This window comes from Streptomyces sp. NPDC111516, from assembly GCF_055635345.1.
In genome coordinates this window covers 17838-43068 of sequence record NZ_JBVKBV010000018.1, presented here as the reverse complement: position 1 = coordinate 43068, position 25231 = coordinate 17838, and the positions used below count along the sequence as shown (strand labels likewise).

Here is a 25231-nt window from a genome sequence, read left to right as displayed (position 1 = left end):
TCTGTCGTCTCGATGGCGCGACGATTCGTCAATCCATCACAACCGGAAGAATGCCGACCGAGAAGCGGATGTAGTCGTCGGAATAGCCGAAGGTGGAACCGGGTATGCCGGCGATCCCGGTCTTTTCGATGACCGAGAAGCAGTCTTCACCTGCCCTGAGCCTGCTCCAGCTGTAGATCGTCGCGTCGTCGTCGACGTGGATTCGCTCGAAGAGCCGAAACTCCTCGTCGAACAGCTCCAGTTGCCTGCGCAGCCGCGAACGACGCAGCCGGTAGAGGCCGCGGATCTTTTCGATCAGTTCGGGATTCTGACGGAAGAGGGCGTGATAGGCCATGAAGCGCAACTGCCATTCCCCGGGCAGGCAGCTCACACTGTTCATCCAGCTCGATCGCATGGCGACGGAGAAATCGGTGTCACCGAATACGGCCCAGCCGAATCGGTCCCCGGTCAGCGTGTAGGTCTTGGAGAAACTGTTCACGTAGATCATCTGGCCGGCCACATCGGCGGCCGAGGCCAGACCGCGCATGCGCGCCTCGTCCTCGGCGGGGCGGCCTGTGCCGATGTAGGCGAGATCCGCGAGTACGTGGACGCGGCGCCCCTGGCCGGCGAAGCGCCGGACGACCTCCATGAGTGCGGAGAGCTCGTCCTCGGTGTACGCCAGAGTCGTCGGGTTGTTCGTCACCGTCAGGTAGACGACAGTAATGTCCGGGTTCTCGTCCAGATGCCGGGCCAGCAGCGCGTCGGTCAGCTTGAACTGTTCCTCGGCCCGGGTCCGCACCCGGTGCAGCCGATACCCGTACGTCACGGCCTGCAGCTCCGGCATGTTGAAGCCTGGAGCAGCGAAAAGGACAGCGCCGGGCGGCTGGGAGCGGCGCAGGGCGAAGTGCGCCAGTCCCCGGAGGATCTTGTCGATGCAGTCCGTCGCTCCCAGGCCGAGGGCCACCTGTTCCGCGCAGGCCCTCACCCCCCACTGCCGCATGTCCGCCGCGAGCCAGCCGCGCAGGATCGGGTTGCCGACGCCTTGGATGTCGTAGATGCGCGGGTCGTAGCCGGCTGCGAGAAGCTGCCTCTCCGCCTCCGTCATCCGGTCCCGGAGCCAGTGGTAGCCCTTCCCGGACGCGGTGTGGCCGTTCAGGTCCTCGCCCGGCAGCGCGATGCCGAGTTCGTCCCCCAGCAGCCGGTAGTCTCCTGGGCCCCCCTCCACCCCCTCGCACTCGGTGATGAGCCGCACGTTGACGTCACCGATCGTCCGGTTCACGATCTCGAGCCGCGTGGCGGTGCGGTCGAACCGGCGGGCCGCGCATTCCCGTTCCAGGTCGTCGACGAGGCGGGCCATGACCCGGATGGGCGGCTCCGCGGTGTCCCCCTGCCGGGTCCGGTGGCGCCGCACCATCTCCTTGCGGGCCCGGCGGACGAGCAGCCGCTGCTCTTCGAGGCCGCTCGGGCCTGCCGGGACGGAACTCTGTGGCGTCATGCGCGGGCAACTCCAGTCGTCTGTTCGTCGAACGGTGCGTGCGTGCGGCGGTGGCCGATGTGCTCGCCCCGTCGGGCAGGCGGCCCAGCAGGTTCAGGGCTGCCGCAGCCGGTCGAGGATTCGCCGGCCCATCTCCTCGGTGCCGACGACGGTGCGTCCGCCCTCGGCGAGATCCGGCGTCCGGTAGCCCTCGCGGATCGCTGCCTCCACCGCCTCCTCGACGGCCGAGGCTTCCTGGGCCAGGCCGAGGGAGTGCCGCAGCAGCAGCGCGGCGGAGAGAATCGCGCCGACGGGGTTGGCCTTGTCCTGACCGGCGATGTCCGGGGCCGAGCCGTGAATGGGCTCGTACAGTCCGAACATGCCGCCCACCGTGCGGCGGGTCCCGAGGCTGGCCGACGGCAGCATGCCGATGGAGCCCGTGAGCATCGACGCCTCGTCGGTGAGGATGTCGCCGAACAGGTTCTCGGTGACGATGACGTCGAAGTCCGACGGGGTCCTGATCAGCCGCATGGCGCAGGCGTCGACGAGCATGTGCTCGTAGGCCACGGTGGGGTGGTCGGCCGCCACCCGCTCCACGACCTCCCGCCACAGGACCGAGGAGCTGAGCACATTGGCCTTGTCGACCGACGTGACCTTCCGCTCCCGGTCGAGAGCGATCCCGAACGCGGCCCGCACGACCCGCTCGATCTCCTCCTCGGTGTACAGGAGGGTGTCGACGGCTTCCGTGCCCTGCTGCGTGCGACGGATCTCGCTGGGCTTGCCGGGCACGGATTCCAGGCGCCCGTAGTAGAGCCCGGCCGACAGTTCCCGCACGAAGATCATGTCCGCGCCCTTGAGGTGCTCGGGTTTCAGCGAGGACGCCCCGTACAGGGCCTCGAAGGGGCGTACCGGCCGCAGGTTGGCGAAGAAGCCGAACTCCTTGCGGAGGCGGAACAGTGCCTGTTCCGGCCGGGGGCCGCCGCTGCGGTCCTCCCCCGCCGGCAGGCTGCCGATCGCGCCGAAGAGGATCGCGTCGCTCTGCGCGCAGGTCTCGAAGGTCGTTTCCGAGATCGCGACGCCTTCGGCCGCGATGGCGTCCAGGCCGACCCGGCGCTCATGGACCGTGAAGCCGTGGCCGTACTTCTCTTCCACGGCGCGCAGCACCTTCAGGGCCTGGGCCGTCACCTCCGGGCCTACGCCGTCCCCCGGAAGCACGGTGATCGTGGCTTTGCTCATCGGGCTCACCTTTCGCAAGCGGTCGCGGTGCTCGTGTACTGAATTGCCGAACGGCCCGGGGCCGACGGCTCGATGGGAATTTCCCCGTCGCCCGTTTCTTCCGTCTCACCGCTTCCGTCCGGCCGGCGACCCTTTCGGTCCGGAGTGGAAAGAGAGCAGCCGGTCGACGATGGTGCCGCGCCAGCAGATCATGTCGTGGCCGCCCAGGTATTCGTGGTAGTCGACCTCGTAGCCCTTCTCGACCAGGACGTCCCGCATGTTCTGATGGGTTGTCATCGGGTCGTAGTCGACGATGGCGCGTTCGAGGCTCCCGATGTCCATGGAGAATCGGATGGGTAGTTCGGGGGATTCTTCGAACCGCCGCGTCAGCCATTCCTCCTCCCTGCCCGGAACGCCCTTTCCCGGCCACCAGTACGACCCCGACTGGGATATGACGTTCCCGAACCTCTCGGGTGACCGGAATGCCGCGTACGCCGCGGCCAGTCCGCCGAAGCAGGAGCCGCCGACGACGGTGCGCGCGGGATCCGAGCTGATGTGGTAATTCTCGTGGACCCAGGGCATCAGGTCCTGGGTCAGGAAATCGCTGAACGGCTCGTGGCAGGGAAGCTCGCGGGCGCGGACGTCCTGGTCCTCGTTGGTGTGCATCACCAGGACGTAAGGCGGGATCCGGCCGGTGTACAGGAGGTTGTCCAGCACGGTCGTGATGGCTGCGAAGTTGTAGTACGACCACCCGTCGAAGAGCAGGAAGACGTTGTAGTCGTCGCCGTCAGGGGTGTAGCCGGGAGGCACGTGGACGGTGATGTGGTGGCGCGTCCCCAGGACGGAGCTGTCCATCGTGTGCATCTTGCTCTCGCCCTTCGGGACACCGCGGCGCGGGATGTTCCACGGCTGTTTCGGGGCTGCCGGCAGTTCGAGCACCGACACCTTGAACTGGTGCGGATTGCCCATGAGCGTGTAGTCGCGGGGGTTGAGCGGATCGGTCCGGTACTGCGGGAGGCGCTGCAACACCTCCGCGTACGAAGTGAACGGCACCATCGGGTCGTTGACCGACAGCAGGTAGGTCGTCCGCAGTTCGGAGGGCAAGAAGTAGGACCGGTACCAGAGATCGGTGCCCGGCAGTCGCTCCATCCGGAATTCACTGAAGTCGCCGCTCGGCGCGCTGCAGAAGAGCACGATCACGTTCTCGGTGTCTCCCGGGTCCCGCCACAGGAAGGTGACCAGGGTCCGGGAGTCGTCATCCCCGACCTGTTCCATCAGCGGGCTGCCGGACTGAGCGGCCTCCTTCCAGAACTCGTCGACTGCGTCGTGGTCTCCGGCCTCGACGGCCGCCGCCACTCGGGCGATCCGGGGACTCACCAGGGATGTCTCCGCAGCGAACATGGTCTTCTCTCCTTGTGCCTGGCCGGTGCGGCGGGATGAACGGCGCGTCGAGGACTCAGAGCAGGTCGAACAGCTCCGCCGCGTCCAGCTCCTCGTTGTCGCCCTCGTCGACGCTCCGGTCGATGACCTGTGCGAGCGCTTCGATCGTCCGGTTCTGGAAGACCGTCGTGAGCATGAGTGAGATGCCCCACCTCTCCTGGACCTCGGTCGCCATGGTGGCCACGAGGAGGGAGTGGCCGCCGAGGTTGAAGAAGTCGTCCCGGATTCCCACCCGGTCCAGTTCCAGGAGCCGTGCCCACAGGTCCGCCAGAACCGTCTCGGTCTCGGTGGTCGGGGCGACATGGTTCTCGTCCGCCTGCGCCTGCCGCACGACTTGCGACAGCGCCGGCAGCGCCTGGCGGTCCACCTTGCCGTTCGAGGTGAGGGGGAATGCGTCCAGCGCGACGAAATAGGTGGGCACCATGTATTCCGGCAGCCGTTCGAGGAGATGCGCCCGCAGGTCGTCCTGGGGCGCCTGCTGACCGGACTTCCAGGTGAGGAAGGCGGTCAGCCGCTTGTCGGCGGCCGTGACCTCGTGCACGACGACCAGGCACGACCGGACGGCCGGGTGATCGGCCAGGACGGCCTCGATCTCCCCGATCTCGATGCGGTAGCCACGGATCTTGATCTGGTGGTCCTGGCGGCCGGCGTACTCGATGACGCCGTCGGCCCGGTACCGGGCCAGGTCACCGGTTGCGTAGAGACGGCCTGGGCCGAACGGATTCGCCACGAAACGTTCGGCGGTCAGGTCCGGTCGCCCCAGGTAGCCGCGCGCCAGTTGGACGCCGCCGATGTACAGCTCCCCGATGACGCCGTCGGGCACCGGCTCCATCGCCTCGTTCAGGACGTACAGCTGTGTGTTCGCCACCGGGCGGCCGATGGGGACGGTGCCGGCACCCGGAGCGTTCCCGCATTCCCAGAAGCTGACGTCGACGGACGCCTCGGTGGGCCCGTAGAGGTTGTGCAGCCGTGTGTCCGGCAAGGTCCGCCGGAACTGCTCCTGAACCTCCGGGGGCAGGGCCTCCCCGCTGCACACCACGTGCCGTACGTCCCGGCACTGCCGGCCCACGGTCTGCTGCTGGAGGAATGCCTGCAGCATCGAGGGCACGAAGTGGAGGACGCCGATGCCCTGCCGCTCGATCAGCTCGGCCAGGTAGGCCGGGTCCCGGTGCCCCTCGGGGCGGGCGACATGCAGTCGGGCGCCGGCGATCAGGGGCCAGAAGAACTCCCAGACCGAGACGTCGAAGCTGTACGGGGTCTTCTGCAGGACGCGGTCGTGCTCCTGCAGGCCGTAGGCGTCCTGCATCCACAGCAGACGGTTGCAGATGCCGCGGTGCGACAGCATCGTCCCCTTGGGCCGGCCGGTGGAACCCGAGGTGTAGATGACGTATGCCAGGCTGTCCGGGCTCACCTGGACGTCCAGCGGGTCGGTGTTCGCGTCCGTCCGGGATGCGTCCGCGCTCCCGTCGGGGTCGACGAGGCGGACCCCCCGGTCGCTCAGGAAGCCGACACGGTCCTTCGTCCCGGACTGCACCAGGACGAGCTGGACCCGGGCGTCCTCCGCCATGAAGGCGAGCCGCTCCCGCGGGTGGTCGGGTTCCAGCGGCACATAGGCGCCGCCGGCCTTGAGGACGGCGAGCAGCGCGGTCACCAGGCCGAGGGAACGGTCCATGCAGACGCCGACGCGAGTCTGCGGACCCACGCCGTGGTCGCGCAGGATCCGCGCCAGTCGGTCGGCACGCCGGTCCAGCTCGGCGTAGCTCAGCTGCTGGTCCTCGTAGGACAGGGCGATCCGGTCGGGCGACCGGCGGACCTGCTCCGCGAAGAGCTCGTGGAGGCAGACGGGCCGCAGCGTGCTCGCGTCGTGGGTGGCGTTCCGCTCCCGGAGGATCCGCGCGCGCTCCGCGTCGGAGAGGAGCGGGAGCCGGGCGACGGGTGTCCGGGGTGCGGACAGGGCCGCCTTGAGCAAATTCCGCAGGTGCTCGCCCATGCCGGCGACGGTGTCGCGCTCGAAGAGGCTGGTGCTGTACTCGAAGGTGTATTGCAGCTCCCCGTTGCGCTGCTGGATGCTCATGCCGAGGTCGAACTTGGCGACGCCGACGCCGTCGTCCGTCACGTCGTGGATCCAGGCAGGCTCCCCCTGTGTGCCGGGAAGCTCCTCGAAGAGCTTGTCCAGGCCGGTGAACATCACCTGGAACACGGGGCTGTAGCTCAGGCTGCGTTCGGGCTTCAGCTCCTCGACGATGCGGTCGAACGGCACCTCCTGGTGGCTCTGCGCCTCCAGGAGCTTCCAGCGGACCTGGTGGAGCACGTCCGCGAAGTCCGGGCTGCCCTCCAGGTCCACGCACAGCGCGATCGTGTTGACGAGGAACCCGATCATCGGCTCGGTCTCGATGCGGCTGCGGTTGGCGACCGGAATGCCGATCACCACCTTGTCCTGCCCGCTGTAGTGCGAGAGCAGGGTGGCGAAGGCGCTGAGCAGCGTGACGAAGTGTGTCGTCTGGTACTCGGAGCTCACCTTCCTGAGCTGCTCGCCGAGCTCCGGCGGCAGGGACGAGGTGAGATTGGCGCCCTGGTAGTTCTGCACGGCGGGCCGGGGGTGGTCGGCCGGCAGCGAGATCAGCGCGGGTGCCTCTGCCAGCTGCTCCTTCCAGTACTCCAGGTGCGGCCTCAGCCGTTCCTCGTCGAGCCACTGCTGCTGCCACACCGCGTAGTCGGCGTACTGGACGGCCGACGGCTCCGGGAGGGAGGCGCCGGCCTCCCCGAGGGCGTCGTAGGACCGCAGCAGTTCCTCGTTGAGGATGCGGACCGAGTAGCCGTCGAAGACCGCGTGATGCGCGCTGAAGGCCAGCAGCGCTTCGCCGTCGGGCAGGTGGATGAGCAGAGTGCGGAGCAGCGGACCCCGGGCGAGATCGAAGGTCTGCGTCCACAGTTCGCGCGTGACGGCCTGCACGGACTCCAGCCTCTGCTCCGAGGGCTCGGCCGACAGGTCGGCTTCCGTCAGGACGACGGTCCCGGTCTCGGCGATCTCCTGCCACACCCGCCCCTTGCTCTCACGGAACGTGGTCCGCAGGATCTCGTGGCGCGCGATCAGCGCTTCGAGCGCACGCCGGAGCCTCGCCGGGTCCACCGCTGTGGGCCGGTGGAGGACCCAGCCCACGGTGTAGAGGGGGCTGTCCGGGTGCAGGCGGTCCATGTACCAGAGGCGCTGCTGGTCGAACGTCGCGGGAACGGGCTCGTCGCGCGCCACCGCGACCAGGGGGATCGTGGGGTAGGGCTGCTGTTCCCGCAGCAGCCCGTCCAGTTCGGCCGCGACCTGGGAGAGCGTCGGCTGCTCGAACAGCACCCGGACCGGCATCTCGACGCCGAACGTCTGCTGGATGCGCGCCACCACCTTCACCGCGAGCAGCGAATGTCCGCCCAGCGTGAAGAAGTCGTCGAGTACGCCGATGGGGCCGTGGCCCAGGACCTCCGACCAGATCACGGCCAGCTTCGCCTCGGTCGCCGTCCTCGGGAGCGCGGTCTCGGACGGAGCGGACGCCGGGCTGTCGTCGGGCAGCGGAAGCGCGCGGCGGTTCAGCTTGCCGTTGCCGGTGAGGGGCAGCTCGTCGAGGCGGACGAAGGCCGAAGGCACCATGTAGGAGGGCAACTGCTCCATCAGATGGGCCCGGAGCGCCTCGGTGACGTCCGGGGCGTCCTCTTCCGGCACCACGTAGGCGACCAGTCGCTTGCTCGGTCCTTCCGGCTGGGCCAGCACCGCGCAGTTGCGCACCAGCGGGTGCTGTTCGAGCACGGCCTCGATCTCTCCCAGCTCGATCCTGAAGCCTCGGATCTTCACCTGGCCGTCGATGCGCTCGATGAACTCGATGTTCCCGTCGGGGAGATACCGGACGAGGTCCCCGCTCCGGTACAGGCGGCCGCCGGGTTCCTCGCCGAACGGGTCCGCGACGAAGTACTCGGCAGTGAGGTCGGGGCGGTTCATGTAGCCCCGGGTCACGCCCACGCCGCCGATGTGGAGCTCGCCGGGCACCCCGGGCGGCACGGGCTGCAGGTACTGGTCGAGGACGTAGAACCGCACATTGGTGATCGGCCGGCCGATGTGGATGACGTCCAGGTGCTCGTCGGTGTGCGTTCCGGTGGCGAAGATCGTGGTCTCGGTCGGCCCGTAGACGTTGAAGAACGTACGGCCCGGCGCCCACGTCCGGATGAGGTCCGCCGAGTACGCCTCACCGCCGACGACCAGCGTGCGCAGGTGGGGCAGCGGGTCGTCCGTCGGCAAGGTGGCCAGCGCGCCCGGCGTGAAGTTCAGGCTCTCGATGGCCCGCTCGGACAGCATGGCCTGCAGTTCGGTGCCGATCATGCGCATGCGCGGGGCGGGTATGTGGAGAGTGCCGCCGGTCACGAGCGGCAGGAGGATCTCCCAGACGGAGAAGTCGAAACTGGTGGAGGCGACCTGCAGGACGTTCTGACGCCTGTCGAAGCACGGGTTCCGACGGATCCACGGCACCACGTGCTGCAGGCAGCGGTGGGCGACCATGACGCCCTTCGGCCGTCCGGTCGACCCCGAGGTGTAGATGATGTAGGCGAGGTTCCCCGGGGTCAGGGTCGTCGACGGAGCCGTTCTCGGCTCGGCGGCCACGGCCGGCCAGTCGGAGTCCAGGCAGAGCGTCGGCAGGTCTCCGGCCGGCAGCTTCGACACCAGGTGCGACTGCGTGAGCATCAGGCGCAGCCGCGCGTCCTCGACGACGTACGCCATGCGGTCGACGGGATAGCGGGGGTCGATCGGGACGTAGGCCCCGCCTGCCTTGAGAATCCCCAGCATGCCGACGATGCCCTCCAGCGAGCGATCCAGGCACAGCCCGACCAGGACCTCCGGCCCGACGCCGCGTTGCTGCAGCCAGTGGGCGAGCTGGTTGGCGCGGCCGTCGAGCTCGGCGTAGGTGAGGTGCCCGTCCTCGTGGACCACGGCCACCGAGTCCGGGGTCTTCCGCGCCTGTTCCTCGACGAGTTCGTGCAGGAAGGCGGCTTCGACGGGCGATGTGGACTCCACGCTCCACTCGCCCAGTGCCCGGACCCGCTCCGTGTCGGTGAGGAGGCTCACCAGGGCGAGTCTCTGCTGCGGCTCCGCCACCAGTTCGCGGCAGATCTGCCGCAGATGCGCGAGCATCGCCTCGACCGTGGGCCCGTCGAACCACCGCGTGTCGTAGAGGATGTTGATGCCGATGCGCTCCCCGACGGTGATCGCGGTGTTGATCGGGTAGTGCGTCTGCTCCTTCGAACCGAGGGCCTCCAGGCGCAACGCCGCCTCGCCGTTCTCGTCCTCGGGGTAGTTCTCGAAGACGAACAGGCTCTCGAAGAGGGGTGTGCCGGCGGGAAGGCCGCTCCATTGCTGGACCTTGCTCAGCGGGCTGTATTCGTACTGGCGCATCCGCAGGTTCCGCTCCTGCAGGTCCTGGAGCCAGGCGAGCGCGGAGCTCTGCCCAGGAATCCTCACGCGCAGGGGAAGCGTGTTGATGAAGAGGCCGACCATGCGCTCGACGCCCTCGATCTCGGACGGACGCCCCGACACCACGGTCCCGAAGACCACGTCGTCGGTGCGGGCGTAGCGGCCGAGCAGGAGGGCCCAGCAGCCCTGCAGAACGGTGTTGAGGGTGAGGCGGTGTTCCTGGGCGAAGGCCGTCAGCTGCGTGGTCTCCGCCTCGTCGAGGGACGTGTCGGCCCAGACGTACGGAGCCGGCTCGCCCGGTGCGCCGCTACCGGCGTCCCTGGCCGCCCTCAGGTTCAGGGTGGTGGCCTGTTCGACGCCCTGCAGGGTGTCGCGCCAGTAGTCCTCGGCCTGTTGCAGGTCCTGCTGCTGGAGCCAGGACACGTAGTCGCGGTAGGGCCGCGGGGGCGTCTGCTCCAGGTGCCGGCCCTCGATGAGTGCGCCGTACCACTCGACGGCCTCCGCCAGGATCAGGCTGATGCTCCAGCCGTCCAGGATGGTGTGGTGGGCGCTCCAGACGAGCTGGTAGTGGTCGTCGGCGGTGCGGGCGAGGAGCATCCGCCACTGCGGTGCGTCATGGGGGTCGAAGCCGCTGGTGCGGTCCTCGACGAGGTATGCGTCCAGGCGGTCCTGCTGACCGGCAGGCGTCTCGGACCGCCAGTCCTCCACGCGCAGGGGGACCGGCAGATCGGCCCAGACCAGTTGGAGCGCCTCGTTCCCCTCGGTGGTCCAGAAGCTGGTCCGCAGGATCGGATGGCGCCGCATGACCTGGGCCCAACTCTCCCGGAACGCCTCCTCGTCCAGATCCTGGTCGATCCGCAGCACGTTCTGGACGTGGTAGTAGCCCTCCCCCTGCGCGTACTGGCTCTGGAACCACATGCCCTGCTGGGCGGGCGTCTGCGGGCAGCAGTCCTCCAAGGGGCGCGCCGATGTGCCGGAGAGCCAGGCGGGGTGCGTACGCAGCCGGCCGATGAGGTCGTTGATCCGGTCCTGGTTCAGTCCGGACAGCGACAGGTCGGAGGGGCTGTAGCCCTGGACATCCTTGCGCCGGGCCTCGTCGGCGAGGTTCCTGAGGACATCGAGCGTACGCTCGGCGACCTGCCGGATCGTCTCCTCCTCGTGCGCCGCACCGCTGTACGTCCACTCCATGCGGAGCTCGCCGTCCTGGACGCTGCTGACGATGTCGATCAGATACGGACGCCGATTGCCGGGATCCGTGTCGGGGCCGGCCATCCCCATGGAGGTGGCGAAACTGCCGGCGAAGGACCCGTCGAACTGGCCCAGGTAGTTGAAGCTGATCTGGGCGGTGGTCGTGCTGCCGAGCGCGGTGTCGGTGGCGGACGGGCCGTGGGCGAGGAGGCCGTAGCCGATGCCTTGCCGGGGCCGGGCGCGGAGGAGTTCCTTGATCTGTTTCAGACCCTCTCCCAGACCGTCCGGTGCGGGAACGGGCAGCCGGAGCGGGGAGATGGTGGTGAACCACCCCGTGGTTCGGGACACATCGGTGTCGTCGAACAGATCCTCACGCCCATGGCCCTCGACATCGACCCGCACATGACCGTCCCCGGTCCAGGCACCGACCGCGGACGCGACACCGGTCAGCAGAACATCATTGACCCGCGTACCGAAGACGGCGGGAACATCCCGCAGCAGCGCCCGCGTCTCCTCCACACCCAGAACCGCACCGAACACCCGACTCCCACCAAGGGTGTTCTCATCACCCGGACCGTCCATCGGCAGCACCCCGACCGACGCCTCCGCCTGCTCCTCCCAGAAACCCAACTCCCCCGCGGTCCCAACGCTCCTGGCCTCCCGCTCCAGACGCGCGGCCCACTGCTGCCACGAACTCGACTTCGCAGGCAGCACCAGCTCCCGCCCCCGCCGCACCTGCCCCGTCAACGCCTCGAAGTCTTCGAGGATCACACGCCAGGACACCACGTCGACGACAAGATGGTGGGCGACCAGCAGCAAGCGATGCGGCTGGTTCCCCTGACCTGTGAAGAGGACGACGCGGAAGAGCGGGGCCTCGGACAGACGCATGCCCGCCTGAACCTCCCGGGCAACCTCCAGCAGCCGCTCCTCCCGCTCACCGGACGGATACGCCGACAGATCCTCGACCCGCCAGGGCAACGTCTCGGGCACTCCGGCAAGCTCGGCCCGCCACTCGCCCCCGTCCCGGAAGAAACGGGCCCGCAGACCGTCATGCTGCTCCAGCACACGACGCACCACCCGCTGCCACTGCCCCGAAGACAGCCCGGCCTCCACCTCCACCAGCACCGACTGATTGAAATGAGCTGGATTAGCGAACTCCTCGGAGAGGAACCATCGCTGAATGGGGGTCAACTCCATTGGGCCCGTGACCAGACCTTGCTCCGCCAATACCCGCGCAACGTCCTGCCGCTCCACCACCAGAGCCAGCTCGGCAATCGTCTGGAACTCGAAAAGCTGCTTGACCGTGAAATACAGACCCAGCTGCTTGACCCGGAAAATCACCTGCAGACTCAGAATCGAATCACCACCCAAAGAGAAGAAGTTGTCGTGGACACCCACCGGCCGGCCGGTACCCAACACCTCCTCCCACACCCGCGCCAACCACTCCTCCACCTCAGTACGCGGCGCCACGAACTCCCGCTCCGCAGCCACGTACTCCTCCCACGGCAACGCCCCCAACGCCTTCCGGTCCACCTTCCCGTTCGGACTCAACGGCAGAGCCTCCAACGGAACAAACACACCCGGAACCATGTAGCCCGGAAGCCGCTCCCCCAGGAACGACTGCAAGGCCTCACCCGCCACCGGCTCACGGCAGACGACGTACGCCACCAGCCGCTTCGTGGAACCGGTGCTGTGGACCAGCACGGCGGCGCTGCGCACCTCGGGGTGCTGGGTCAGGGCGTCCTCGATCTCTCCCAGCTCGATCCGGAAGCCGCGGATCTTGACCTGGTCGTCGACCCGCCCGAGGAATTCCACGTTCCCGTCGGGCAGGAAGCGGGCCAGGTCACCCGTCCGGTACAGACGACTGCCCGGCTCCCCGAACGGGTTCGCGACGAACGCCTCGGCCGTGAGCTCGGGCCGGCCCAGATACCCACGCGCCAGCCCCGCCCCACCGATGAACAACTCACCGGCAACCCCCACCGGCTGGAGCCGGAGACGGGAGTCGAGCACGTACAGTTGCGCCCCGTTGATGGGACGGCCGATGTGGACGCGCTCCAGTTCGGGCCCGTAGCGGGCGACGCTCACGGCGATGGTGGCCTCCGACGGGCCGTAGCCGTTGAAGAACATCCTGCCCTCGGACCAGACACGGACGAGGTCCAGGGGACAGGCCTCACCACCGACCGAGACGCAGTTGAGGAACGGCAGCGATTCCTCGGGCAGCGTGGACAGCGCGGCCGGCGTCAGGTTGATGTTCTCGACGGCCTGCTCGATCAGGAAATCGGCGAGGTCGGTGCCCATCATCTTCAGGTCCGGGGGCGGCAGCACCAGGGTGCCGCCCGACAGGAGCGCGGCGGAGAGCTCCCAGACCGAGATGTCGAAACTGAGGGAGGTGCCCTGCAGCACCCGCTGCGGGGTGTCCAGGCCGTAGTTCTCGTTCTGCCAGCGAGCGATGTCGCTGATGCCGCGATGGGTGATCTGCACGCCCTTCGGCCGGCCCGTGGATCCGGACGTGTAGATCACGTACGCCAGGTCGTCACAGGTCCCGTCCGACTCCAAAGGAGTATCCGGCCACTGCTCCAGCTCGGACCAGAGATCCTCCACGACCGACACCACCGCACCGGACTCCGGCAGCACCTCCACCGCCGAACGCCCGGCCACCACCACCCGCAGCCCCGCGTCCTCGACCATGTAGGCCAGACGCTCACGCGGATACGCCGGATCCAACGGCACATACGCCCCACCGGCCTTCAGAACCGCCAGCAGACCGACAACCATCTCCACCGAACGCGGCACACACAGACCGACCAGACTCTCCCGCCCCACACCACGATCACGAAGAACATGAGCCAACCGGTTCGACAACCGGTCCAACGCCCCATAACTCAACTGGCAATCACCGAACACCACCGCCACACGGTCCGGACATCGACGCACCTGCCCCGCGAACAATTCGTGGAATGACGTAGGTTGCTCCGCCCGCTGCTTGATCTGCTGGAGTCGAAGGCGCAGCAGCTCCTGCTGTTCCGCGGTCAGGTTCGAGAGCTGAGGAAGCTGTTCACTCATGGTGGTCACTCGTCTCGGTAGCCGGTGAAGCACTCAGAATTTGGGCCTGGAGATCGCTCGGTGACATTCCCTGCACTTCTGCGACGAGTTGCTCAAGGAGCTCACGCTCTTCGACGGTCGTGATTCCTGCCGCGAAGGCCAAAAGGTCGAAGTTTTCGTCGGCCGCCCTTTGCCGCGGCAGGGAGTTGCCCTGCTGGAGGATCTGCCGACGCTCCTCCTCGGTGAGTACGGTGATCTCGTTCAGTCGCTGCTCCGGATCCCGAACGATCTGGGAACAGATGCTCCGGAGATGACCGAGCATGCGCTCGATCGCTTCTTGCTCGAAGCGTGCGGTGTCGTATTGCACAGCGATCCGCAGCCCCAGCCCGTCCGGAACCGTGGCCACGACTCCGAGGGGGTAGTTGATGCGTTCTTCGGAATGGATGAGGTCGAAGCGCAGGGCAGCGGTGTCGTCCTTCTCCACCGGGTAGTTCTCGAAGACGAACAGGCTCTCGAAGAGAGGCGCCCCGGCGGGAAGGCCGCTCCATTGCTGGACCTTGCTCAGCGGGCTGTATTCGTACTGGCGCATCCGCAGGTTCCGCTCCTGCAGGTCCTGGAGCCAGGCGAGCGCGGAGCTCTGCTCGGGCACCCTCACACGCAGGGGAAGCGTGTTGATGAAGAGGCCGACCGTGCGCTCGACGCCCTCGATCTCGGACGGACGCCCGGAGGCCACCGTTCCGAAGACGACGTCGTCCCTGTCGGAGTAGCGGCCGATCAGCAGCGACCAGCAGCCCTGCAGGATGGTGTTGAGGGTCAACCGGTGGGCTTGGGCCAGCTGCTGCAGCCGCTCGGTCTCCTCTTCGCCGAAGGAGACGGCGAGCTCCGCCTGGCCTCTCGCCGCGGACGGCGTGGCCCCCACGGCCAGGTGCCGCTCGATGCTCAGCGGGGTGGCGTGTTCGACGCCCTGCAGGGTGTCGCGCCAGTAGTCCTCGGCCTGTTGCAGGTCCTGCTGCTGGAGCCAGGACACGTAGTCGCGGTAGGGCCGCGGGGGCGTCTGCTCCAGGTGCCGGCCCTCGATGAGTGCGCCGTACCACTGAACCGCGTCGTTGAGGATCAGGCTGATGCTCCAGCCGTCCAGGATGGTGTGGTGGGCGCTCCAGACGAGCTGGTAGTGGTCGTCGGCGGTGCGGGCGAGGAGCATCCGCCACTGCGGTGCGTCATGGGGGTCGAAGCCGCTGGTGCGGTCCTCGACGAGGTATGCGTCCAGGCGGTCCTGCTGTCCGGCCGGCGTCTCGGACCGCCAGTCCTCCACGCGCAGGGGGACCGGCAGGTCAGCCCAGACCAGTTGGAGCGCCTCGTTCTCCTCGGTGGTCCAGAAGCTGGTCCGCAGGATCGGATGGCGCCGCATGACCTGGGCCCAACTCTCCCGGAACGCCTCAACATTCACATCCTGGTCGATCCGCAGGACCAGCTGGACGTGATAGACGCCCTCCCCCTGCGCGTACTGGCTCTGGAACCACAGGCCCTGCTGGACGGGCGTCTGCGGGCAGCAGTCCTCCAGGGGACGTGGCAGTCTGCTCGCCCGCCAGGCGGGGTGCGAGCGCAGTCGGCCGACGAGGTCGTTGATCCGGTCCTGGTTCAGTCCGGACAGCTGCAGGTCGGAGGGGCTGTAGCCCTGGACATCCTTGCGCCGGGCCTCGTCGGCGAGCTTCCTGAGGACATCGAGCGTACGCTCGGCGACCAGCCGGATCGTCTCCTCCCCGTGCGCCGCACCGCTGTACGTCCACTCCATGCGGAGCTCGCCGTCCTGAACGCTGCTGACGATGTCGATCAGATACGGACGCCGATTGCCGGGGTCCCAGTCGGGGCCGGCCATACCGGACGACGCGGCGAAGCTGCCGGCGAAGCTTCCGTCGAACTGGCCCAAATAGTTGAAGCTGATCTGCGCCGGTACGGACCCGGTCGGCGGGGACTCGGCTCCGCCGTACGCCAGGAGGCCGTAGCCGATGCCTTGCCGCGGCCGGGCGCGGAGGAGCTCCTTGATCTGTTTCAGACCCTCTCCCAGACCGTCCGGTGCGGGAACGGGCAGCCGGAGCGGGGAGATGGTGGTGAACCACCCCGTGGTACGGGACACATCGGTGTCGTCGAACAGATCCTCACGCCCATGGCCCTCGACATCGACCCGCACATGACCGTCTCCGGCCCAGGCACCGACCGCGGACGCGACACCGGTCAGCAGAACATCATTGACCCGCGTACCGAAGACGGCGGGAACATCCCGCAGCAGCGCCCGCGTCTCCTCCACACCCAGAACCGCACCGAACACCCGACTCCCACCAAGGGTGTTGTCATCACCCGGACCGTCCATCGGCAGCACCCCGACCGACGCCGCGGCCTGCTCCTCCCAGAAACCCAACTCCCCCGCGGTCCCAACGCTCCTGGCCTCCCGCTCCAGACGCGCGGCCCACTGCTGCCACGAACTCGACTTCGCCGGCAGCACCAGCTCCTGCCCCCGCCGCACCTGCCCCGTCAACGCGTTGAGATCCTCAAGAATGATCCGCCACGACACCACGTCGACCACAAGATGATGCGCGAGCAGAATCAGCCGGTCCTTGTCACCATCCAGACCGGTGAAGAGGACGGCGCGGAAGAGCGGCGCCTCGGACAGACGCATGTTTGCCTGAACCTCCCGGGCAACCTCCAGCAGCCGCTCCTCCCGCTCACCGGACGGATACGCCGACAGATCCTCGACCCGCCAGGGCAACGCCTGGGACACACCGGCAAGCTCGGCCCGCCACTCGCCCCCGTCCCGGAAGAAACGGGCCCGCAGACCGTCATGCTGCTCCAGCACACGACGCACCACCCGCTGCCACTGCCCCGAAGACAGCCCGGCCTCCACCTCCACCAGCACCGACTGATTGAAATGATCCGGATTCGTGAAACCCTGGGAAAAGAACCAGCGCTGAATCGGCGTCAGCTCAACCGAACCCGTCACCAGATCCTGTTCGGCCCGCACCCGCGCAACATCCTGCCGCTCCACCACCAGAGCCAGCTCGGCAATCGTCTGGAACTCGAAAAGCTGCTTCACCGTGAAATACAGACCCAGCTGCTTGACCCGGAAAATCACCTGCAGACTCAGAATCGAATCACCACCCAAAGAGAAGAAGTTGTCGTGGACACCCACCGGCCGGCCGGTACCCAACACCTCCTCCCACACCCGCGCCAACCACTCCTCCACCTCAGTACGCGGCGCCACGAACTCCCGCTCCGCAGCCACGTACTCCTCCCACGGCAACGCCCCCAACGCCTTCCGGTCCACCTTCCCGTTCGGACTCAACGGCAGAGCCTCCAACGGAACAAACACACCCGGAACCATGTAGCCCGGAAGCCGCTCCCCCAGGAACGACTGCAAGGCCTCACCCGCCACCGGCTCACGGCACACCACAAACGCCACCAGCCGCTTCGTGCCGCCCTCCTGGTGGACGAGGACAGCTGCTTCGCGCACCTGCGGGTGCCCGGTCAATGCGGCCTCTATCTCTCCCAACTCGACCCGGAATCCGCGGATCTTGACCTGGTCGTCGACCCGCCCGAGCACCTCGATGTTCCCGTCGGACAGGAAGCGGGCCAGGTCACCCGTCCGGTACAGACGACTGCCCGGCTCCCCGAACGGGTTCGCGACGAACACCTCGGCCGTGAGCTCCGGCCGGCCCAAATACCCACGCGCCAGCCCCGCCCCACCGATGAACAACTCACCGGCAACCCCCACCGGGACCGGCTGAAGGAGGCCGTCCAGCACAAACACCTGCGTGTTGTCCAGTGGCCGGCCGATCGGCACCACCTGCGGCGTCTCCGCCTTCGGCTCCATCGGGTAGCTGGTGGCGAAGGTCGTCGTCTCCGTCGGCCCGTAGACGTCCACCAGCACCAGTTCCGGGCACGCCGCGCGCACCCGCCGGACCGCCTCGGCCTGCACCGTGTCCCCGCCGGTCCACACCTCGCCCAGTGCGGCGAAACAGCCCGGGTCCTCCTGGGCGAACAGATGGAACAGCGCCGACGTGAGAAACACCGCGCCGATGTTGTGCTCCGCCCCCCATTCCCGCAGCAGGTCCGACGTCAGCGCCCCGGTCGGAGCGATCACCATCCGGCCGCCGGACAGCAGCGGGACCCAGAACTCGTAGGTTGACGCGTCGAACGCCTGCGGCGAATGCAGCAGCAAGGACTCGCGGCCCTGGGCGAAGCTGCTGTCCAGCGCCAGCGCCGTCACATCGGCGTGTGTGGCGGCCACGCCCTTCGGCCGGCCCGTGGATCCGGACGTGTAGATCACGTACGCCAGGTCGTCACAGGTCCCGTCCGACTCCAAAGGAGTATCCGGCCACTGCTCCAGCTCGGACCAGAGATCCTCCACGACCGACACCACCACACCGGACTCCGGCAGCACCTCCACCGCCGAACGCCCGGCCACCACCACCCGCAGCCCCGCGTCCTCGACCATGTAGGCCAGACGCTCACGCGGATACGCCGGATCCAACGGCACATACGCCCCACCGGCCTTCAGAACCGCCAGCAGACCGACAACCATCTCCACCGAACGCGGCACACACAGACCGACCAGACTCTCCCGCCCCACACCACGATCACGAAGAACATGAGCCAACCGGTTCGACAACCCGTCCAACGCCGCATAGCTCAGCCCGGAATCACCGAACACCACCGCCACACGGTCCGGACATCGACGCACCTGTTCCGCGAACAACTCGGTGAGCGGTGCCGGCGCGAGGGCTGCCTCGTTGCAGGCCCCGTGCCCTCCCGCGACGATCTGTGCCCGCTCAGCCTCGTCGACCATCGGCAGGTGCTGAACACGCTGCCCAGGGTCCGCCAACGCGGAGTGCAGAAGTACCTCGAAGTGGTCGGCCATGTGCTCGACCGTCTCGGCCCTGAACAGGTCGGTGCTGTACTCGAACCCGTAGTGCATCCCTTCCGGCACTGTCTGGATCATGAGGGTGAAGTCGAAGCGGGCGACGCCGACACTCATGCCCTGGGAGATCAGGCTGTGCATCCAGGGCTTCGGCTGGACCAGAGCCGACGCGTGGTCCAGGAGCGGAAGGCTCTCGTCGGCGAACATCGCCTGGAAGACCGGGTTGTAGCCGAGACTGCGGACCGGCCGGAGCGCCTCGACGAGCCGCTCGAAGGGGACTTCCTGGTGGCTCTGGGCGTCGAACAGCTGTTTTCGGACCTGGAGCAGTACATCCTCGAAGGTGGGGTTGGAGCGCAGATCCACCCGGATTGCGACGGTGTTGACCAGGAACCCGATCATGGATTCCAGCTCGACGCGATTGCGGTTGGCGATCGGCACACCGATGACCACGACGTCCTGTCCGCTGTATCGCGACAGGAAGACCGCGTAGCTGCTGAGCATGGTGATGTAGTTCGTGACCTGGTAGTCGCGACTCGTCTGCGCGACCTGCCGGGTCGCCTCGGGCGTCAGCTGCCGCCTCAGGAATTCGCCCTTGAGGCTCTGCTCGTCCGGTCGCGGGAAGTCGGTGGGCAGCGTGAGCAGTTCCGGTGCGCCGGTGAGCTGTTCCTTCCAGTAGTCCAGCTGGTACCGGAGCCCGTCCTCTGCCAGCCGGCTCTGCTGCCACACCGCGTAGTCGGCGTACTGCACCTCGGGATCGGGCAGCGGGCAGGGTTCGCCGTCGGCCAGGGATCGGCAGATCTGCAGGAATTCCTGGCCGAAGACGCCGATCGAGTAGCCGTCGAACACCATGTGATGGGCACTGAGCGCCAGGACCTGCTCCGTCTGTGACCACTTGACGAGCCGGGCGCGCAGCAAGGGGCCTTCGACGAGATCGAAGGGCTGGTCCCACCACTGACGGATCTCGTCCTGTGCCTGCCGCTCGCTCTGCTCCTCGGGGAGCCCGGAGTGGTCCACCGTCGGCAGTTCGATCTGCCACCGGTCCTCGATGACCTGCCAGACCTGGCCGTCCTCTTCGCGGAAGGTCGTGCGCAGCGGCTCGTGGCGCCGCAGCATCTCGCCCAGCGCGTCGCGGACGACCGCGGTCTCGATGGATGTCGGCAGGGGGACGAGCCAGTTGACGGTGTACGAAGTGGTTCCGGGACTCAGCCGATCGATGAACCAGAGCCGCTGTTGGTCAAAAGTGGCCGGCAGCGGGGCGCCACGGGGAGCCGGCGTGAGGGGACGCGCCTGCTGTGGCTGCAGTTCTTCCTGGCGACGTCGCAGCTCGCGCGCGACCTCGACGATCGTGGGGAGGTCGAAGAAGAGGCGGACCGGCACCTCCAGCGAGAAGACCTGCCGGATCCGGGCCACGAGTTGCACGGCGAGAAGCGAGTGCCCGCCCAGCTCGAAGAAGTTGTCGAGGACGCCGATGGGCGACCGGTCCAGGATCTGCTCCCACATCGAGACGAGCAGCGCCTCGGTGGTGTTGCGGGCCGGTACCCGGAGCGCCGACCCCGCGGACTCGGGTGTCTGCGGAAGCAGCAGCGCACGGCGGTCCAGCTTGCCGCTCGAGGTGATGGGCAGGGCGTCGAGCGGCACCAGGTCGGACGGCACCATGTAGCCGGGAAGCCGCTCGGCCAGGTAGGCGTGGAGCCGGGGTATCAGCAGGTGCTGGATCTCCGCCTTCAGTGGCTGGTTGGCGTACCGGGACCAGTCATGGGCCTCGTGCTCCGGGCCGGGCGCGGCGTTGGACTCCGGCGCGGGCGGAGTGAGGAACTCGTCCTTGTGCGGGACGAGTTCGACTCCCGTCCGGGTCAGCAGCGCGCTGTAGCCGCCATCCGATCCGTGGCCGCTCCAGTCGAGGACGGCCCGGTAGCCGGCCTGCTCGGCGAGCTCCCGGAGGTCCTCGGGGTCGACACCATTCGACGGCCGGTCCTGGGCGCGCCAGGCTTCGACCGTCTCCAGCCCGGAACCCTCCTTCAGCCAGCGGAGTGTGCGGACGGCGTCCTCGACGCGCGCGTTCGGTACGTTGCGCAGTCGGAGCCGGTCGGGTCTGTCGTCCGCAAGCATGTCCCGCAGACTCGCGGGGGTGAGACGTCCGGCGGTCCAGTCGTGCTCCGGGCTGTCCGGCGCCGACCGGACGGCGGCGTCCGGGACGGGGTGTCCCACATGGAGCACCACCTGGTAGCGGAACATCGACATCTCGTTGCGGTGGCGGCCCCCCTTGGGTCGGATCTCGACCCGGGAGACACGGCCGGTGCGGGCGGCCCAGTCGCGGAAGAACGCCGGGTCGAGGGTCAGTTCCTCTTCCTGTCGGACGCGCTGCTGTACGCGCTGCCAGAGCTGTTGGCGCGTCATGCTCTCAGGGGCGCGCTCCGCTTCGACGCCGGCGTGGAACGCGTCGAGCAGCGGAAAGCTCCGCACGTCGCCGACGATGATCCGGCCGCCGTCGACGACCCGGGACACCGCGCCTTCGAGGACGCCGAGAAGGTAGTCGATGTCGGGGAAGTACTGGACGACCGAGTTGATGACGACCGTGTCGACCGGTTCCAGTTCCAGGTCGTCGAGGGCGTCGGCCTGCCTCTGGTGCAGGACCACCGACTCCCTCAGTTCCGGACGGGCGTCGAGGCGGCCGCGGATGGAGTCGAGGGCCGACGAGGAGAAGTCCGTGCCGTAGTACCGCCGGCATCCGGCGGCGAGCGGGAAGAGCAGCAGACCGGTGCCACAGCCGATCTCCAGGACCACGCGCGGATCATGGCTACGGATCAGCCGCACCGTGTCGTCCTGCCAGGCCCGCATCTCCTCCAGGGGGATGGGCAGTCCGGTGTAGCTGCTGTTCCAGCCCGAGAAGTCATCGCTGTTCTCGGAGCCCTTCACCGCGTCGGGGTCGAAGGCGTCGTACACCTCGCGCCAGCGGTCGATGCGCTTGTCCGCCAGCGAGTCCTCGTCCTCCTGGACGGCGGAACGGGCGCGCTGCGGGTGCAGCACCACGTACGACACCAGGGACCGATCGCCGGTCCTGTCCTCGCGGACGATCGTCGCCGCGTCCTGGACGACGGGGTGCTCGCTCAGGATGCTGTCGATCTCGCCGAGCTCGATACGGTAGCCGCGGATCTTGACCTGGGAGTCGTTGCGTCCGAGGAACTCCAGGTTCCCGTCCGGCCGCCACCGTGCCATGTCGCCCGTCTTGTAGATGCGTTCGCCGGGCGTGGCTGCGAAGGGGGACGGGAGATACTTGGACGCCGTCAGCCCGGGCTCGTTCGCATAGCCGGAGCTGAGGCAGGGGCCGCCGATGTAGAGGTCGCCCGGCACGTCGACGGGGCACGGGTTGAGGCTCTCGTCGAGGACGTAGTAGCGGGCGTTCTGGATGGGCTTCCCGTACGGGATGCTCGTCCAGGCGGGATCCACTTCCCCGACCGGGAAGAAGTTCGACCAGACCGTCGCCTCGGTCGCGCCGCCCAGTCCGACTACCTCGACGTTGGGGAACACCGCCTTCATCAGGTCCGGGGAGTGGACCGGGATCCAGTCCCCGCTCATGAAGATGAGGCGCAGCGAACGGGAGACGATCTCGTGTGATCCGTCTCCGTCCGTGGGGAGCAGTGGCACGAGCTGCATCAGGGCGGCGGGCGCCGAGTCCCAGAAGGTGATGGGTTCGTCAGCGAGGTGACGCAGGAGGGCCGTGGGCTCCTGGACCTCGTCGCTGGTGGCCACCCGGATCGATCCCCCGGCGGCGAGGATGCCGAAGACGTCGTAGACGGACAGGTCGAAGGTCAGCGCGGTGATGAAGAGGATCCGGTCATCGGGGCCCACCGAGAAGGAGTTGTTGACCCACTCGATCAGGTTCACCGCCGGAGAGTGCGCAACCGAGACGCCCTTGGGGGTCCCCGTGGAGCCCGAGGTGAAGATGATGTAGGCGAGGTCCTGCGGAGTGCCCTGCCGGGGAAGGTTCTCCCGGGGCATGCTCGCGATCTCGGCCGACGGGTGAATGGCGTACCGGCCGTCGGCCGGGAGGCAGGCGTCGTCATCCGCCGGGTCGAGGCACACGATGTGCGCGAGGTCCGGCAGGGGATCGGCGGACAGGACGCGAGGCACGAGAGCGTGCTGCGTCAGGACGCACCTGGCCTTGAGCGAGTCGGTGATCCAGTGCCATCGCTTGACGGGAGCGTTGACGTCCAGGGGAACGTAGGTGGCGCCGGCCTTGAGGACGCCCAGGAGCGCGGGGACCATTTCCGCGCAGCGCTCCATCAGGATCGCGATCTGGTCCCCGCGGCCGATCCCGAGGCGCTTCAGACAGTGCGCCACCTGGTTGGCACGTTCATTGACCTCGCGGTAGGTCCAGTGCTCGTCCTGGAACAGCAGCGCCGGCGCCTCTGGGGTTTCCTCGACCTTTTTTTCGAACAACTCGTGGATGCAGAGGTCATGCGAATACGGCGTGTCCGTGTCGTTCCACTCATGGACCAGTTCGGAGAACTCCGCCGGAGTGAGCAGGGTCAACTCCCCGAGACGGGCGTCGGGTCGGTCCGCCGGCTCCATGACGATCCTGCGGAGGTGGCCCGCCATCCTCTCGATCGTCCGCGCATCGAAGCGCAGGGTGTCGTAGTGGATCGTGAGCGTGACGCGTTCCCCGGGGGTGACCACGAGGCTCAGGGGATAGGCGGCGTGGCTTTCCTCCCGGACCCGGTTCATCCGGAACGAGCGGTTCCGGGGTCCTGCTTCCTCGGCCTCGTTCCCGTCCCTCTCGCCGTTCCCGTTCCGGTCGCCGTGCTCGTCCTCGTATTCGTCCTCGACCATCACAACGCTGTCGAAGAGCGACTCCCCGGAACCGATCCCGCTCCACTGCCGGACCCGCAACAGCGGGCTGTACTCGTGCTCCTGGATCTGCGCGTACCGCTGTTGCAGGCCTTGCATCCATTCCGCCCAGCCCATCGAGGCCGGCACCCGGACGCGCAGGGGAAGCGTATTGATGAGCAGCCCCACCATGCCCTGCGCACCGGGCAGGGTGGCGGGCCGGCCGGAGGTGGTGACCCCCACGACCACCTCGTCGGAGTTCTTGTAGCGGCTCAGGAGCATGGCCCAGGCGCCCTGGACGAGAGTGGTGAGGGTCAGATCGTGCCGTTGCCCGGCGGCGCGCAGCGCGGCGGCCTCCCTCTCGTCCAGGACGAGGGACACCTGCTCGTACACGACGGTCGACGCGTCCTCGGCCACTTCCCCGTCGGCAGGAGGCCTGCACTCGACAGGAAGGGGGACGTCGGGCGAGACCGACTGCAGTTCCTCACGCCAGAAGGCCTCGGCCCGGTCGGCCTTCCGACGTCCCAGCCACTCGATGTACTCCTTGAACGGCGTCGCGGCCGGCAGGTCCGGGGACTGCCCCGAGATCAGGGACTCATAGGTCAGTTCGACTTCGCGCAGTATCCCCGCCTGGCTACGTCCGTCCATGAGGAGGTAGTGGAGGCTCCAGAGAACCTGGTAGCGCGCCTGCCCCAGCCGGGCGACGTGGAGCCGCCACAACGGCGCCCGGTCCATGGCGAATCCCTGCTCGCGGTCCCGCCGCAGAAGGGCCTTCAGCCGGTCGGATCGCTGATCCTCGTCCTGGCTGCGCCAGTCCTCGTGGACGAGGGGAACGTCCACACTCTCCCAGACCGTCTGAAGCGGTTCCTCACCCATGTGATCGAGGAAGGCCGTCCGCAGCGCCGCGTGCCGCTCCGCCGCCCGCTCCCAGCTCCGGCGGAACGCATCGACATCGAGATCCTGCGCGATGTCGAGCACGACCTGCGCGTGGTAGAGCCCGGCCCTTTCCCCATGGCGGGCCTGGAACAGAATGCCCTGCTGAGTGGGAGTCATCGGGTAGGAAATCTCGACCCGCCGGTCTTCCGAGAAGGCAGGGCGGTTTTCTGCTGAGTTACGAGAAGTACTCAAGGCCGCAATCCCCTGAAGTCATGAACAATGATGCGCACTTCCGGCCTGGACCAAGAGAAGACACCGCCCCATCGGGCGAATACCTGAATCCCCTTGCCCCATGACGGTCGCGGTCGACCGTTCCGGAACCGTGCACATTGGCGTAGTCGATCATTCCGGACCTGAATCGAGCCCGGCAAAACTCTGGTCAGCAACCGGCGGGAGTACCGCGCCTTCTCGGGCGCCGCACCTCTGGCACCGGCTGCGACCTGTACAGAACGGCCGCATGGGCGCCGGCCGGCGCGATGGCGACCGGCCTGCGCGCAAGGCGATGGCGCACTGGTCCATGTATGGCCCAACTTCGCATTTCAAGTCCCCGGACGAGAAAAGTTGCGCTGGAATTCACAACGAGTTTGCACACCACTCGCATGCCCCCTGACAGGGAGATGTGTTCGTTCGGGCCTTCGTCATTGATCAGCATGCTCATCCACTCGAACAGCACCTGTCAACAGTTCGCATCCGCACGAACGGGCCGAGTTCTGAAGGCTTTTCCCGGGCCGGCATCCTCTCCGACCTGCAATAATCTCGGGGAAACCTCCGC

At 67.7% G+C, this 25231-nt stretch carries 5 protein-coding genes; all 5 read right to left on the bottom strand.

Features of this window, described 5'->3' with window-relative positions; all coding sequences use genetic code 11:
- Positions 1-28: 28 nt before the first annotated feature.
- The 5 genes from ACZ7L9_RS27685 to ACZ7L9_RS27665 all read right to left on the bottom strand — a co-directional run bounded on the left by ACZ7L9_RS27685 (position 29) and on the right by ACZ7L9_RS27665 (position 24576).
- The gene (locus ACZ7L9_RS27685) at positions 29-1474 is read right to left on the bottom strand and encodes a pyridoxal phosphate-dependent aminotransferase (RefSeq protein WP_471419286.1); all 1446 of its coding nucleotides are present in this window, start codon (positions 1472-1474) and stop codon (positions 29-31) included.
- 93 nt (positions 1475-1567) lie between these two features.
- A complete protein-coding gene (gene leuB, locus ACZ7L9_RS27680; protein ID WP_471419284.1) occupies positions 1568-2689 on the bottom strand; it encodes a 3-isopropylmalate dehydrogenase in 1122 nt (373 codons plus the stop codon).
- 105 nt (positions 2690-2794) lie between these two features.
- Positions 2795-4069 (bottom strand): enterochelin esterase, encoded by a 1275-nt coding sequence (gene fes, locus ACZ7L9_RS27675; protein WP_471419282.1) that lies wholly within the window; start codon positions 4067-4069, stop codon positions 2795-2797.
- A gap of 55 nt (positions 4070-4124) precedes the next feature.
- The gene (locus ACZ7L9_RS27670; RefSeq protein WP_471419280.1) at positions 4125-13805 is read right to left on the bottom strand and encodes an amino acid adenylation domain-containing protein; all 9681 of its coding nucleotides are present in this window, start codon (positions 13803-13805) and stop codon (positions 4125-4127) included.
- The gene (locus tag ACZ7L9_RS27665) at positions 13798-24576 is read right to left on the bottom strand and encodes an amino acid adenylation domain-containing protein (RefSeq protein WP_471419278.1); all 10779 of its coding nucleotides are present in this window, start codon (positions 24574-24576) and stop codon (positions 13798-13800) included. The genes ACZ7L9_RS27670 and ACZ7L9_RS27665 overlap by 8 nt, the downstream gene beginning before the upstream one ends.
- Positions 24577-25231 lie beyond the last annotated feature (655 nt).

Bases quoted from the DNA above. Each gene is read 5' to 3' on its own strand.
- ACZ7L9_RS27665 (WP_471419278.1), bottom strand. From the start codon at position 24,576: ATGACTCCCACTCAGCAGGGCATTCTGTTCCAGGCCCGCCATGGGGAA.
- ACZ7L9_RS27685 (WP_471419286.1), bottom strand. From the start codon at position 1,474: ATGACGCCACAGAGTTCCGTCCCGGCAGGCCCGAGCGGCCTCGAAGAG.
- fes (WP_471419282.1), bottom strand. From the start codon at position 4,069: ATGTTCGCTGCGGAGACATCCCTGGTGAGTCCCCGGATCGCCCGAGTG.
- leuB (WP_471419284.1), bottom strand. From the start codon at position 2,689: ATGAGCAAAGCCACGATCACCGTGCTTCCGGGGGACGGCGTAGGCCCG.
- ACZ7L9_RS27670 (WP_471419280.1), bottom strand. From the start codon at position 13,805: ATGAGTGAACAGCTTCCTCAGCTCTCGAACCTGACCGCGGAACAGCAG.